The organism is Yoonia sp. 2307UL14-13 (genome assembly GCF_037572755.1).
In the GTDB taxonomy this organism is placed as follows: domain Bacteria; phylum Pseudomonadota; class Alphaproteobacteria; order Rhodobacterales; family Rhodobacteraceae; genus Yoonia.
In genome coordinates this window covers 168728-181371 of sequence record NZ_JBBIFZ010000003.1, presented here as the reverse complement: position 1 = coordinate 181371, position 12644 = coordinate 168728, and the positions used below count along the sequence as shown (strand labels likewise).

15 protein-coding genes are annotated in these 12644 nt (G+C 59.6%); 9 read left to right on the top strand and 6 right to left on the bottom strand.

Annotated features, from left to right (window positions below):
* The first annotated feature begins 11 nt into the window (after positions 1-11).
* Positions 12-2267: an NADP-dependent malic enzyme gene (locus V8J85_RS10430; protein ID WP_339953672.1), complete on the top strand. Its 2256-nt coding sequence runs from the start codon at positions 12-14 to the stop codon at positions 2265-2267.
* A complete protein-coding gene (locus tag V8J85_RS10425) occupies positions 2267-3133 on the top strand; it encodes a ribokinase (RefSeq protein ID WP_339953671.1) in 867 nt (288 codons plus the stop codon). The genes V8J85_RS10430 and V8J85_RS10425 overlap by 1 nt, the downstream gene beginning before the upstream one ends.
* Here V8J85_RS10425 and msrA read toward each other — a convergent pair.
* Positions 3124-3756, bottom strand: coding sequence for a peptide-methionine (S)-S-oxide reductase MsrA (gene msrA / locus V8J85_RS10420; protein ID WP_339953670.1), 633 nt, complete (start codon positions 3754-3756; stop codon positions 3124-3126). The genes V8J85_RS10425 and msrA overlap by 10 nt on opposite strands.
* A gap of 43 nt (positions 3757-3799) precedes the next feature.
* The gene (locus V8J85_RS10415) at positions 3800-4483 is read right to left on the bottom strand and encodes a DUF6683 family protein (RefSeq protein WP_339953669.1); all 684 of its coding nucleotides are present in this window, start codon (positions 4481-4483) and stop codon (positions 3800-3802) included.
* A 159-nt stretch (positions 4484-4642) separates the two neighbouring features.
* Between V8J85_RS10415 and V8J85_RS10410 the strand changes: the two genes are divergently transcribed.
* Together V8J85_RS10410 and V8J85_RS10405 are read left to right on the top strand one after the other, a co-directional pair.
* Positions 4643-5542: a D-amino acid aminotransferase gene (locus tag V8J85_RS10410; RefSeq protein ID WP_339953668.1), complete on the top strand. Its 900-nt coding sequence runs from the start codon at positions 4643-4645 to the stop codon at positions 5540-5542.
* Positions 5543-5593: 51 nt separating this feature from the next.
* Positions 5594-6292, top strand: coding sequence for a sulfotransferase-like domain-containing protein (locus V8J85_RS10405; RefSeq protein ID WP_339953667.1), 699 nt, complete (start codon positions 5594-5596; stop codon positions 6290-6292).
* Here V8J85_RS10405 and V8J85_RS10400 read toward each other — a convergent pair.
* The 3 genes from V8J85_RS10400 to V8J85_RS10390 all read right to left on the bottom strand — a co-directional run bounded on the left by V8J85_RS10400 (position 6289) and on the right by V8J85_RS10390 (position 8336).
* The gene (locus V8J85_RS10400; protein WP_445285896.1) at positions 6289-6549 is read right to left on the bottom strand and encodes an SCP2 sterol-binding domain-containing protein; all 261 of its coding nucleotides are present in this window, start codon (positions 6547-6549) and stop codon (positions 6289-6291) included. The genes V8J85_RS10405 and V8J85_RS10400 overlap by 4 nt on opposite strands.
* A gap of 102 nt (positions 6550-6651) precedes the next feature.
* Positions 6652-7113, bottom strand: coding sequence for a GNAT family N-acetyltransferase (locus V8J85_RS10395; protein WP_339953665.1), 462 nt, complete (start codon positions 7111-7113; stop codon positions 6652-6654).
* Between the two features lie 2 nt (positions 7114-7115).
* Complete coding sequence (locus V8J85_RS10390) at positions 7116-8336, bottom strand: argininosuccinate synthase (protein WP_339953664.1); 1221 nt, start codon at positions 8334-8336, stop codon at positions 7116-7118.
* A 122-nt stretch (positions 8337-8458) separates the two neighbouring features.
* On the opposite strand from V8J85_RS10390, the gene V8J85_RS10385 reads away from it, so the two are divergent.
* Positions 8459-8848 (top strand): hypothetical protein, encoded by a 390-nt coding sequence (locus tag V8J85_RS10385; RefSeq protein ID WP_339953663.1) that lies wholly within the window; start codon positions 8459-8461, stop codon positions 8846-8848.
* On the opposite strand, the gene V8J85_RS10380 is transcribed toward V8J85_RS10385, so the two are convergent.
* Positions 8845-9282 carry an NUDIX hydrolase gene (locus V8J85_RS10380; protein WP_339953662.1) on the bottom strand — a complete coding sequence of 146 codons (438 nt, stop codon included), beginning with the start codon at positions 9280-9282 and terminating at the stop codon, positions 8845-8847. The two genes, V8J85_RS10385 and V8J85_RS10380, sit on opposite strands and share 4 nt — an antisense overlap.
* A gap of 77 nt (positions 9283-9359) precedes the next feature.
* On the opposite strand from V8J85_RS10380, the gene hslO reads away from it, so the two are divergent.
* From hslO to V8J85_RS10360, 4 genes are read left to right on the top strand one after another with little or no spacing between them, the layout of a single operon-like run.
* A complete protein-coding gene (hslO, locus tag V8J85_RS10375) occupies positions 9360-10346 on the top strand; it encodes an Hsp33 family molecular chaperone HslO (RefSeq protein ID WP_339953661.1) in 987 nt (328 codons plus the stop codon).
* On the top strand, positions 10339-10923 hold the full coding sequence (locus tag V8J85_RS10370) for a CoA pyrophosphatase (RefSeq protein ID WP_339953660.1): 585 nt from the start codon (positions 10339-10341) through the stop codon (positions 10921-10923). Before hslO ends, V8J85_RS10370 begins: the two co-directional genes overlap by 8 nt.
* Entirely contained in the window at positions 10920-12047 is a 1128-nt protein-coding gene (locus V8J85_RS10365; protein WP_339953659.1) for a CCA tRNA nucleotidyltransferase, read from the top strand. Before V8J85_RS10370 ends, V8J85_RS10365 begins: the two co-directional genes overlap by 4 nt.
* The gene (locus tag V8J85_RS10360; RefSeq protein ID WP_339953658.1) at positions 12040-12621 is read left to right on the top strand and encodes a LysE family translocator; all 582 of its coding nucleotides are present in this window, start codon (positions 12040-12042) and stop codon (positions 12619-12621) included. Before V8J85_RS10365 ends, V8J85_RS10360 begins: the two co-directional genes overlap by 8 nt.
* Positions 12622-12644 lie beyond the last annotated feature (23 nt).

Here is a 12644-nt window from a genome sequence, read left to right as displayed (position 1 = left end):
GGGGGGACAGCATGGCCAAGACGAAAGTGACCCGCGAGGATGCGCTGCAATTCCACATGCAGCCCACACCGGGCAAGTGGGAAATTCAGGCGACCGTGCCGATGACCACGCAGCAGGATCTGTCGCTCGCCTATTCCCCCGGTGTGGCGATCCCTTGCGAGGAAATCGCCGCCGATCCGGCCACCGCTTATGATTATACGAACAAGGGGAACCTTGTCGCCGTGATTTCGAACGGGACGGCGGTTCTTGGTTTGGGCAATCTTGGTGCGCTGGGCAGTAAACCGGTGATGGAGGGGAAATCTGTCCTGTTCAAACGTTTCGCGGACGTGAATTCCATCGACCTCGAACTCGACACCGAAGACCCTGACAAATTCATCGAGGCTTGCAAACTGCTGGGGCCTACCTTCGGCGGCATCAACCTCGAAGATATCAAAGCGCCCGAATGCTTTATCATCGAACAGACGCTGAAAGAGCAGATGGACATCCCCGTGTTCCACGACGACCAGCACGGGACGGCGGTGATCTGCGCCGCTGGCTTGCTTAATGCACTGCACCTGTCGGGGAAGAAGATCGAAGATGTAAAGATCGTCCTGAACGGGGCCGGGGCTGCGGGCATCGCTTGCATCGAACTTCTGAAATTCATGGGCGCGCGGCACGATAACTGCATCGTCTGCGACACGAAGGGCGTCATTTACCAAGGCCGCACCGAGGGCATGAACCAATGGAAGTCGGCGCATGCCGTCAAAACCGATCTGCGCAGTCTGGAAGAGGCGATGAAGGGCTGCGACGTTTTCCTTGGCGTGTCGGTCAAAGGGGCGGTGACCCAAGCCATGGTCGAAAGCATGGCTGATAACCCGGTCATCTTCGCCATGGCCAACCCCGACCCCGAGATTACGCCCGAAGACGCCCACGCCGTCCGACCCGATGCGATCGTCGCCACCGGGCGCAGCGACTACCCCAACCAGGTGAACAACGTCCTTGGATTTCCTTACCTCTTCCGCGGTGCGCTCGATATTCACGCCCGCGCGATCAACGACGAGATGAAGATCGCTTGCGCCGAAGCGCTCGCCGCGCTCGCCCGCGAAGACGTCCCGGATGAGGTCGCGATGGCCTACGGCAAGAAACTGACCTTTGGGCGCGATTACATCATTCCCACGCCGTTCGACCCGCGCCTGATCCATCGCATACCTACGGCCGTCGCGCAGGCGGGGATGAAAACCGGTGTCGCCCGCCGACCGATCGTGGATATGGACACCTACGAACAGGTGCTCCAATCCCGCATGGACCCGACCCAATCCATCCTGCGTAACCTCAACACGCGGGCGCGCGCGAACCAATCGACCGTCGTCTTCGCCGAGGGCGACGATCCCCGCGTCCTTCGCGCAGCCGTGCAATACCAGCGGTCTGGCATGGGTAAGGCACTTGTGGTGGGGCGCGAAGATGACGTCGGTGAAAAGCTGACAGCCGAAGGCCTGTCCGAAGCGGTCGATGAACTTGAAATCGTCAATGCGGCCAACACTGACCATTTGGAAACCTACAAAGACTTCCTTTACCAGCGGCTCCAGCGCAAAGGCTTCGACGCGCAAGATGTCCATCGGCTCGCCGCCCGCGATAGGCACGTCTTTGCAACGCTGATGCTCGCCCATGGACATGCCGACGGAATGGTCACCGGGGCGACCCGTAAATCCGCGCATATCCTCGAATTGATCAACTATGTCTTCGATGCACAGCCGCACGACGGGGCGGTTGGCGTGACGGCGGTGCTCAACAAGGGCCGGATCGTCCTGATCGCCGACACACTGGTCCACGAATGGCCCGACGAGAATGATCTCGCCGATATTGCGGAACGGGGCGCTGCCGTCGCGCGCGAACTGGGACTCGACCCGCGGGTCGCGTTCCTGTCTTTCTCAACCTTCGGCTATCCAGTGTCAGAGCGAGCGGAAAAGATGCACCGCGCCCCATTGGTGCTTGATCAGCGCAAGGTTGATTTTGAATACGAGGGCGAAATGACCGTCGACGTGGCCCTCAACCCGCAGGCACAGGAAAACTATCCCTTCCAACGGCTCACCGGCCCCGCCAATGTGCTGGTCGTACCGGCGCGCCACTCTGCCTCGATCTCGGTCAAACTGATGCAGGAAATGGCCGGAGCCACTGTCATCGGCCCGATCCTGTCCGGCATCGGCAAGCCGATCCAGATCTGCTCGACCGTGTCCACAGTAAACGATATCCTCAACATGGCCGTGATCGCAGCCTGCCGGGTGGACTGATGACCATCTGGAACCTCGGCTCGATCAATGCGGATGTTGTCTATGCCGTCCCGCATATTCCGGCACCTGGTGAGACGTTGTCATCGACAAATCGTCAAACTTTCCTTGGCGGCAAGGGCACCAATATGTCCGTCGCCGCGGCGCGCGCCGCCGCACAAGTCAAACATATCGGGGCGGTCGGGCCTGATGGGCGCTGGGCGGTCGAGCGTCTGCTGGAATACGGCGTCGATACACGCAACATCACCGAAATAGACACAGAGACAGCGCAGGCGATCATCATGGTCGACCCTCAAGGTGAAAACGCCATCATCCTGCATCCCGGTGCGAACGGCGAAATCCCGCAAACGACGCTTCAGACGGCCATGGCCGAGGCCGAAACAGGCGATTGGCTGGTCATCCAGAACGAAACCAATCTGCAGCGGACAGCGGCGGCTTTGGGAAAGAAGATGGGGCTGAAGGTCGCTTACGCCGCCGCCCCGTTCGATCCGGATCGGGTGCAGGCCGTCCTGCCCCATCTTGATGTCCTGATCCTCAATGCGGTGGAGGCTGAGCAACTGGAAAAGGCCACCGGCCAATCCGCCGCTGGCCTGCCCGTCAAAGACGTGATCGTCACGCTTGGCGGCGATGGTGCCGACTGGCATAGCCGCGATGGCAAGCAACATTTCGAGGCGATCAAGGTCGATCCCGTCGATACCACAGGCGCGGGGGATACATTCACGGGCTATGTACTGGCCGGTTTGGACCGCGGGATGCCCATGGCGCAAGCGGTTGGGCAGGCGATGAAGGCAGCGGCGCTCATGGTCACGCGACACGGCACCGCAGATGTGATCCCCGACCTATCAGAGGTGCAGGCGTTTCAGCCGTGACTACCGACAAAAGGCGCGGCATCGCCCCATAATTCCCGTACCCGCGCATCGCGTCCGCAGCCTGTGCGATAGAACTTGTAGGCTTCGCTCTGCCGTTTTGGCCCGCCACGGGTCAGGATGATGCTGTCGCCCAGATAGTAATCCTGATGATACGCTTCGGCTTCATAGAACGCGGCAGCGTCCAGGACCGGCGTAACAATCGGTTGACCCAATTCCGCCCGAGCCTCCGTTTTCGCCGCCTCTGCAGCAATACGCTCCGCGTCATTCGCTACGAACACAGCCGTGCGATACACATCACCCCGATCACAGAATTGCCCACCATCGTCGGTGGGATCAATCGACCGGAAAAAGGCATGGAGCAACTGGTCATAGCTGATCACATCCGCGTCATAGATGATCTGCGCAGCCTCGTAGTGTCCTGATCCCTTCAGCGTGCGATAGGTCGGGTCATCGGTCGTCCCGCCGGTATAGCCAGAAATGACTTCTTGCACGCCTTCGACAGATTCGAAATCGCTCTCGACGCACCAGAAACACCCACCGGCGACGACGGCGGTCTGAACATCTTCGGCCATCCCGGCGCCGGGCAATGCAGCAAAAAGCGCGATCCTGATCAACCGAAACATGGCAACCTCCTTAGATACGTGGACGCGGCCCATTGAATATACATCACCGCATCACAAATCCGTCTTGCGTCAGCGTCATCAGCGACAGATCGATGCCGGTGTTCATTGCGCCGCGACTGGCTGCTTGCGCAAGCTGTTGTAGGGCGGCCGGATCATTCTTCGATTGTTCGAATGCACCGTCAAGGATCGCGGCGTTCAACAACAACGCCTCGGCGAATGCTTGACGCTCTGAATCGCTGGTCTGTGAAAAGCCCGGGATGTCAGCCAACGCTGCGCGGGCTTGGTCGCGGACAGCCTGCACCGTCGCCCGGCCTACATCATCACCACGCATTTGTGAAACCAGCCAGCTATTGATCCACCATACCGAATAGGCGTCCGCCACGTTATGCGGATCCAACCCATAGGACCGAATGGCATTGCCGATCAGATCGATGATGTCGGGTTGTGCCGCGACCAACTGCTGCAAATCGGCCTTGGCCGCCGGGTCTGGCGTGCGCGCGATAAAGTCCTGCAGGTTCTGTTGCGTGCGCGCTGCGCTGGACGAAAAGGTCAAATCAACCGCAGCGGTGTCGGCCTGCGCGCGGTTTTCTTCGGATCGTTGAATATGGCTTTGCGCTGCCAGACCCACCGCGACATCACCGCCCATCAACGGAGGCATGTAAAAATCCTGCGCCGATGCAAGGGTCGACATGCAGAATGCACAAACCGCGATAAGGGCCTTCTTCATCTTTCGTCTCCTACCGGACATGACCAACTACATCAGCTTAACACCGAAACCGCTTTCGCGACCATAGCGGGCGGAATGTCTTGCGACCGGCAACATCGAGGATAGGATTGCAGAAATCCGGATATATCGCCGTCACCTGCATCAGTCAGAAAGACCCGCATGACCAAGGTCACCACCCATCAAGCCGAGGAGGACGCCCGTAACGAAGACATCCTGATCTATGTCGATGGCCGTATCGTCCCCAAGGCGCAAGCAATGGTGAGCGTCTATGACAGCGGCTTCCTGCTGGGCGACGGTGTGTGGGAGGGGTTGCGGCTTTACGATGGCAGATGGGCGTTTCTCGACGAACATCTCGACCGCTTGTTCGAGGCAGCAAAGGCGATTGACCTGGATATCGGAATGGAGCAGGCCGGGGTGATCACCGCGCTGCACGACACCCAACGCGCCAACGGCATGTCGACCGACGCTCATGCCCGTCTCATGATCACACGCGGGGTCAAAACCCGCCCCTTCCAGCACCCCAGCCTGTCCCAACAAGGGCCGACATTCGTGATCATCGTGGAGCATTCCACGCCGTCCATTGCTCGCCCGATCACCCTCGCCACTGTCCCGCATCAACGGGGCCTGCCCATGACGCAGGATCCGAAACTGAACAGCCATTCCAAGCTGAATTGCATCCTAGCTTGCATCGCGGCGCAAAAGGCTGGGGCGGACGAGGCGCTGATGCTTGATGTGCATGGCTTCGTGAACACGACGAACGCTTGCAACTTCTTCATCGTGAAGAAAGGGGCGGTTTGGACCAGTACCGGTGACTACTGCATGAATGGTATCACGCGGCAAAAGGTCATCGACCTTTGCCGGGCAAATGACATCCCGATCCATGAACGCAATTTCAGCCTCGTCGATACGTACTCGGCGGATGAGGCGTTCCTGACCGGTACGTTCGGGGCACAGACACCTGTGGGCAACATCGATGGGCGGGTGATCGGAACCGGCGAACTCGGGCCAATGACAGAGCGGCTACGTGGCCTCTACAAAGAGCTTATCGCCAATGCGTAGCTGCACACCGTGCGCACGCTGTGTGTACACCGTGTGTACGGGCGGTGCACAATGAAAATCGCCATGTGGTCCGGCCCCCGGAACCTGTCCACCGCGATGATGTACGCTTTCGGCAATCGCCCCGATTTCGCGATCTGGGATGAGCCATTTTACGCCTCCTACCTCGCCGCCACTGGCGCTGATCACCCGATGCGGGATCAGGTTCTGGAGGCTCACGAAACCGATCCCGCCGCGGTCGCCCAGCGCTGTGTCGGACCGATCCCCGACAGCAAAGCGCATTTCTACATGAAGCACATGCCGCACCACATGATCGACGGCTTCCCCCTTGATTGGGCAACAGAGTGCGTGAACATCCATCTCATCCGACATCCAGCCCGGGTCATCGCCAGTTATGGTGCGAAACGAAACACCATGACCGCCGACGATATCGGCTTTGCCGCTCAGACGCGGATTTACGACCAACTTGGCGGGATCGTTGTCGACAGCGCGGATATTCGGGCGGACCCAAAAGGCATACTGCAAAAACTCTGCGATGTCATCGACTTACCATTCGACAATGCGATGCTGTCATGGCCCGCCGGTCCACGGAAAGAGGACGGTATCTGGGCTAAACACTGGTATAATGAGGTACACAAAAGCACAGGCTTCGCCGGCGTCGAGGGGCCGTTGCCGGAAGTCGGCTCAGCGGACCAAGACCTTTTGAACCACGCCCTGCCACACTACGAGGCCATGGTCGCGCGAAAGATCTAGGCTTTCAGCAACTCACCCAATTTCATGGCGACCTTGGCATCACCGGATACTTTCAGCTTACCCATCATTACGCCCGTCATCGGGTTCAGCTTGCCGGTGATCAGCTTGGCCAGATTGGATTCCGTGATCTTGATCGTGCAATCGGTTTCCTGATCGTCCCGGCTGACCGCATTGTCGGCCAGAACGATCACACCATCCGGCCCGCAATCAAACTTCAGGCTGCCGTCAAACTGACGTTTCGACAGACCCTGCTGCATGCGACCTGCGATCTCTGAAATGTCCAAAACAACCTCCCTCGTGACTAACGCCATGGTTAGTGAGGCAAGGCATATCCGGCAACAGTGACGCTGGGTGACGACCTAAAGCAGCTTTTCCAACTGCATCTCGCTACCCGCTCTCTTGCCCGTCAGCACATATCCCAGCGACTGATACATCCCGATGGCGGGCGTGTTTTCCTCAACGGCCTGAATCTGTATACAGCGGCGCCCGCGCTGTCGGCCCCAATCCTCCGCGAACGCCATCGCCGCCTTGCCATAACCCTGCCGCTGAAAATCTGTCCCAATCAGCAGACGCCAGACATAAACTGCATCCGGCGCGTCGATCTCGCTCCGGTCGTCGTGTTCGGCCATGTCGATCAGCGCCATCAGGCCGACGCGGGTATCGCCGTCCCATAGGCAGAAGTCATAAGCCCCGGTCTCGAACCGCGCTTGTGCGATGGTCACGATGTTGGCAGCGATAAAGCGGTCCTGATCCGGGCGCACGGTGACGTTTTCCAAAGGAACAACATCGTCGCCAGTGATCGGACGCGCCTCGAATGCCATTTCTATCCTTTCGAACGCCTGTTGCGCGCCGCCAGCAGCTTCAGCCGCAAGGCATTCAACTGGATGAACCCCTGCGCGTCTGACTGATCATAGGCACCCATATCATCCTCGAACGTCACATGTTCTTCGGAATAGAGCGTCTGATCCGACCAGCGGGCCACCGTGTTGCAGGACCCTTTGTAGAGCTTCACGCGCACAGTCCCGGAAACATGTTCTTGCGACTTGTCGATCAGCGCCTGCAGCATCTCCCGCTCGGGCGAGAACCAGAAGCCGTTATAGATCAATTCCGCGTAGCGGGGCATGATGCTGTCTTTCAGATGACCCGCGCCCGCATCCAGCGTGATCTGCTCGATCCCGCGATGCGCCTCGAGTAACACGGTCCCGCCCGGCGTCTCATAAATCCCCCGCGACTTCATCCCGATGAATCGGTTTTCCACCAGATCAAGGCGGCCCACGCCATGCTTGCCACCCAATTCGTTCAGCTTGGTCAGGATCGTCGCAGGCGACATCGTCTCGCCGTTGATCGCGACCGCATCACCTTTTTCAAACGTGATCTCGACCATCTCGGGCGTATCCGGGGCATCTTCTGGCGCCACGGTTCGCTGATAAACATAGTCCGGTGCTTCCTTGGCGGGGTCTTCCAGCACCTTCCCCTCGGATGATGTATGCAGCAGGTTCGCATCGACGCTAAATGGTGCCTCGCCCCGCTTGTCCTTGGCAATCGGGATCTGATGCTTCTCGGCAAAGTCGATCAGCTTGGTCCGGCTCCCCAGATCCCATTCACGCCACGGGGCGACGACCTTGATTTCAGGGTTCAGCGCATAAGCGGCCAGTTCAAAGCGGATCTGATCGTTGCCTTTGCCGGTGGCCCCGTGGGACACGGCATCAGCGCCTTCAGCGGCGGCAATCTCAACCAGACGCTTCGAAATCAGGGGCCGTGCAATGGACGTACCCAGCAGGTACAGCCCCTCATAAAGCGCATTCGCCCGGAACATCGGGAACACGAAATCGCGGACGAATTCTTCGCGCAGGTCCTCGATATAGATGCCCGTGGCGCCCATCATCTCGGCCTTTTTGCGCGCTGGTTCCAGCTCCTCGCCCTGACCCAGATCGGCGGTAAATGTGACCACCTCACAGCCATATTGGGTCTGCAACCACTTGAGGATAATTGAGGTATCCAGCCCGCCAGAATAGGCGAGAACCACTTTCTTCGGAGCCGTCATGCGCGTGCCTTTGCGTCAGATATGTCTAACGCGGCGCGATAAAGGGTTTCGGGGTGAGGGGCAAGGATTGGCGAAATTCAGAAAGCCAGGCTAGTGTCAGAATTTAAGGGAGTGCGCTTATCATGCTGAAACAGGTGTTTTGTCTCGGACTGCTTTGTACTCCTGTTGGTGCTCTGGCGGAGCAACAGCTGACGGACACATATTTGACCCTGATCAGCGCCAAGGACATGGCAACCTCAAGCGGCGCCATTCTGACGAATCCGTCGACCATGATCCAACAAGACCGGGCAAATTTTCATCGTTTCAATCGCCGCGACGAGTTGGATGATGTTGATGCGTTGTACGGCGATCCAGCCAATCGTGCTCAAATCCCGCAACTTATCGCGAATGGTGGTGGCGTGCCGCAATATATCGCCGATGTAATTAATGCGAATGGCGCGGCGTTACTTGTGGTTTACACCTATTCAAATGGCGAACGCCTGACGTCCATCCGAATGGAAATACCGGGCTAGCCAAACAGCCGCCGCACAAAATCCACATCCCCCGCATTATACAATTCCCCCATCGCATCCTGCGGGGTCAGCCATATTGCCATATGCCCTTCTTCCGTCGGCGCGCCATGCGCGCGCACCGGGTGCGCCGCATAGATGTGGCAGACCTTTTCCGCATTGATCCCGTATTCCGGCATATAGACAAACCGCCGAAACACACCCACGCGGCGCGGCGCAGCTATCCGCCAGCCCGTTTCCTCGAACACTTCTCGATGCAGCGCCTGCACCGGGCTTTCGCCCGGATCAATCCCGCCGCCGGGCAGTTGCACCTCGCAATGCGGTTCGGCTTGATAGGTCAACAACAGCCGCCCATCCCGCGGCAGGATCGCATAGGCGCCGGGTCGCAACACATAACGGTGCCCGTTTTGCGGCGCATCTCCATACCGTCTGATCATAGCTTAACCCCTTGCAGCGATGGTTGCCCCGCCTATATCGGCGCGGTATGCCAGCCCCTGACATGTTAGGAAAGCCTATGAGCCTCGGCCAGCAGATTGCCTGGGACGATACCGTCCTGCCGTTTCAACTTGACGCCTCCGACATCCGCGGACGGGTGGCCCGTTTGGATGGCGTGCTGGAACAGGTGTTGTCGCAGCACGATTATCCGCCCCTGATCGAGGGGCTCGTGGCCGAGATGGCCTTGCTGACCGCGCTCATCGGGCAAACGGTGAAACTACGCTGGAAGCTGTCATTGCAAGTGCGTGGCTCTGGCGCCGTGCGCCTGATTGCGACCGACTACTATGGCCCGACGAAAGACGGTCAGCCGGCGCGCATTCGCGCCTATGCGTCTTATGATGCCGAGAAACTGGATGAAACCGCCGACCCGTTCAGCCAGATCGGCCAAGGGTATTTCGCGATCCTGATCGACCAAGGCAAGGGCATGACCCCTTATCAGGGGATCACGCCCATCGCCGGGGGCTCGCTCGCGGCCTGTGCGCAGACCTATTTCGCGCAGTCCGAACAGTTGCCAACCCGGTTCGCGCTAACCTACGGCCAGTCACAGCTGCCGGGGCAGGACACGCATTGGCGCGCCGGTGGCGTGATGTTGCAGCACATGCCCGAAGCCTCGCCGCATGTGACCGGCGAAGGCGGCTCGGGCGAGGATGGCCTGCTCGAAGCCGAAGATATCCTGAACGACGACGAAGGCGAAAACTGGACCCGTGCCAATACGTTGCTGGATACGGTCGAGGATATCGAACTGATCGGCCCAAGTATCGCGCCGACCGATCTGCTCGTGCGTCTGTTCCATGACGAGCAACCGCGCGTCTTTGATCCGCAACCGGTGAAATTCGGCTGCAGCTGTTCTGCGGACAAGGTCAAGCAAAGTCTGTCGATCTATTCGGCCAAGGACATCGCGACGATGACAACGCCCGAAGGCACCGTCACTGCCGATTGTCAGTTCTGCGGGGCACATTATAGCTTTGACCCGTCCGTGCTCGGTTTCGAAGCCAAGGATGCCTGATCTTCAGACGCGATTGATGGCGGCACTGTCTGCAGAGGGCAGCGCCTCATCCGATTTCGACCTGAACAAGGACGTGAAAGCGCCCGATATCCCGCTGACCAAGGCGTCGGTGCTGGTCGCTGTGCGGGAAGAGACGGAAAAGCTGATCCTCACCAAACGGTCAGCCCGGTTGAAACACCACCCGGGCCAGATCGCCTTTCCAGGCGGGAAACAGGACCCGGGTGATCCAACACCCGAGGCCGCGGCATTGCGTGAGGCGGAAGAGGAGATTGGCCTTTCGCGTGACCGTGCCCAAATCCTCGGTACCTTACCGGCTCACCAGACAGTGACCGGTTACAGCGTCACACCTGTCCTCGCCATCCTGCGCGGCGACCTGCAGTTTGTTCCCGAGGCGGGCGAAGTCAGCGAGGTTTTCGAGGTCCCGCTCGCCCATGTCATGAACCCTGACAACTTCCTGATCGAAGGGCGCCGCTGGCAAGGCCGCAAACGCTACTACTACACCGTCCCCTACGGCCCGTATTACATCTGGGGCGCGACTGCGCGTATCCTGCGCGCGCTCGCGGCACGCATGTCATGAAGATCACGGATGCATGGCTGACGCAAAAGCCGTCCCAGCAAGTCTGCGCGATGCTGACCGATACGGGGCATCAGGCGTGGTTCGTCGGCGGCTGCGTCCGCAACGCGCTGCTCGGTGAACTCGTCGCCGATCTCGACCTTTCGACAGACGCACATCCCGAAACGGTGATGGAGCTCGCCAAAGCGGCAGGCCTCAAAGTCATCCCCACCGGCATCGAACATGGAACTGTCACCGTCGTTGCAGACGATATCCCGTTCGAGATCACGACCTTCCGCCGCGACGTCGCCACCGACGGCAGACGGGCCACCGTCGCTTTCGCGGACAACATGACCGACGACGCCCGCAGGCGCGATTTCACGATGAACGCGCTCTATGCGGATGCAGACGGCAACATCGCCGACCCGCTCGGCGGTCTGCCCGACCTCCAAGCCCGGCGGATCAGGTTCATCGAAGACCCGGAACAGCGGATCAAGGAAGACTACCTGCGCATCCTCCGCTTCTTCCGCTTCCATGCATGGTATGGCCAAGACGGCCCCGACCCCGACGGGCTTGCCGCCTGCGCCGCCCATGTGGAAGGGCTGCAAACCCTATCGGTGGAGCGGGTCACAAGCGAGTTGCTCAAACTGCTGAGCGCGCCCAATCCTGCCCCGGCAGTCGCGTCCATGGCCGCCACCGGTGCGCTCGGCCAAATCCTACCGGGCAGCACGGCCAAAACGCTCCCTGTCCTGATCCACCTCGAATCCCAAGCCAACCTCGCGCCGGACCCGATCCGGCGCCTCGCAGCTTTGGGCGGTACGCCAGTGGAAAACCTACGGCTGTCGAAAGAAGAAGCCAAAAGGCTCGCGCTGATCCAGTCCGAAACACCCCTCCCCGAACTTGCTTACCGCGAAGGCGCCGCCATTGGCACCGACGCGCTCGCCGTCCGAAGCGCAGCACTATCGCAAGACATCGACCAAACGTTGCTCAAACAAATCCAACACGCCGCCCAACAGGTCTTTCCCCTCAAAGCCGCTGATCTGATGCCAGCACTCAGGGGCCCAGCGCTGGGCCAAGCACTGAAAGAGGCCGAGGCCAAATGGATCGCTTCAGCCTTCACCCTCACCAAGGACGACCTGCTTGGCTGAACTGCTTCCGCTCTTTGGTTTCGTCTTTTTCGGGCTGTTCTCACCCGGCCCCAACGTGATCCTTCTCACCACGTCCGGTGCCCGTTTCGGGTTCAGTCCTACGATCCCCCACATCCTAGGCGTCGCCGTCGGGGTCGGGATCACCGCGGGGATCACTGGGTTTGGCATCGGCGCGATCCTGAACGCGCAACCGGCCCTTACGCTGGTCCTGAAAATCATCGCCAGCCTCTGGATCCTCTACATGGCCTACATGCTCTGGCAGGCGAACCCGGCCAAGCAATCCACCAAGGACCGACCCTTCACATTTATCGAGGCGGTGCTGTTCCAGTGGGTCAACCCCAAGGTCTGGGCCGTCGCCCTCAGCGCTACGGCCTATGTCGCCACCCTCACCCCGACTCAGCAAGCCACGGCACTCGCCGGGACCTTCTCGGGCATCAATCTTGGCGTCTGCCTGTTCTGGACGGCGGCAGGATCGCTCCTGTCATATTTACTCGCCAACCCAACGGCTTGGCGTGTCTTCATGCGGATCATGGCGCTCGCTCTTGGATTGTTTTCCCTTCTGGTTTTCCTCTGACGTAAACCTTGTTATGTGTCCTT

Excerpts from the sequence above, each read along its gene's own strand:
- V8J85_RS10430 (WP_339953672.1), top strand. The coding sequence starts at position 12 with ATGGCCAAGACGAAAGTGACCCGCGAGGATGCGCTGCAATTCCACATG.
- V8J85_RS10425 (WP_339953671.1), top strand. The coding sequence starts at position 2,267 with ATGACCATCTGGAACCTCGGCTCGATCAATGCGGATGTTGTCTATGCC.
- msrA (WP_339953670.1), bottom strand. The coding sequence starts at position 3,756 with ATGTTTCGGTTGATCAGGATCGCGCTTTTTGCTGCATTGCCCGGCGCC.
- V8J85_RS10415 (WP_339953669.1), bottom strand. The coding sequence starts at position 4,483 with ATGAAGAAGGCCCTTATCGCGGTTTGTGCATTCTGCATGTCGACCCTT.
- V8J85_RS10410 (WP_339953668.1), top strand. The coding sequence starts at position 4,643 with ATGACCAAGGTCACCACCCATCAAGCCGAGGAGGACGCCCGTAACGAA.
- V8J85_RS10405 (WP_339953667.1), top strand. The coding sequence starts at position 5,594 with ATGAAAATCGCCATGTGGTCCGGCCCCCGGAACCTGTCCACCGCGATG.
- V8J85_RS10400 (WP_445285896.1), bottom strand. The coding sequence starts at position 6,549 with ATGCAGCAGGGTCTGTCGAAACGTCAGTTTGACGGCAGCCTGAAGTTT.
- V8J85_RS10395 (WP_339953665.1), bottom strand. The coding sequence starts at position 7,113 with ATGGCATTCGAGGCGCGTCCGATCACTGGCGACGATGTTGTTCCTTTG.
- V8J85_RS10390 (WP_339953664.1), bottom strand. The coding sequence starts at position 8,336 with ATGACGGCTCCGAAGAAAGTGGTTCTCGCCTATTCTGGCGGGCTGGAT.
- V8J85_RS10385 (WP_339953663.1), top strand. The coding sequence starts at position 8,459 with ATGCTGAAACAGGTGTTTTGTCTCGGACTGCTTTGTACTCCTGTTGGT.
- V8J85_RS10380 (WP_339953662.1), bottom strand. The coding sequence starts at position 9,282 with ATGATCAGACGGTATGGAGATGCGCCGCAAAACGGGCACCGTTATGTG.
- hslO (WP_339953661.1), top strand. The coding sequence starts at position 9,360 with ATGAGCCTCGGCCAGCAGATTGCCTGGGACGATACCGTCCTGCCGTTT.
- V8J85_RS10370 (WP_339953660.1), top strand. The coding sequence starts at position 10,339 with ATGCCTGATCTTCAGACGCGATTGATGGCGGCACTGTCTGCAGAGGGC.
- V8J85_RS10365 (WP_339953659.1), top strand. The coding sequence starts at position 10,920 with ATGAAGATCACGGATGCATGGCTGACGCAAAAGCCGTCCCAGCAAGTC.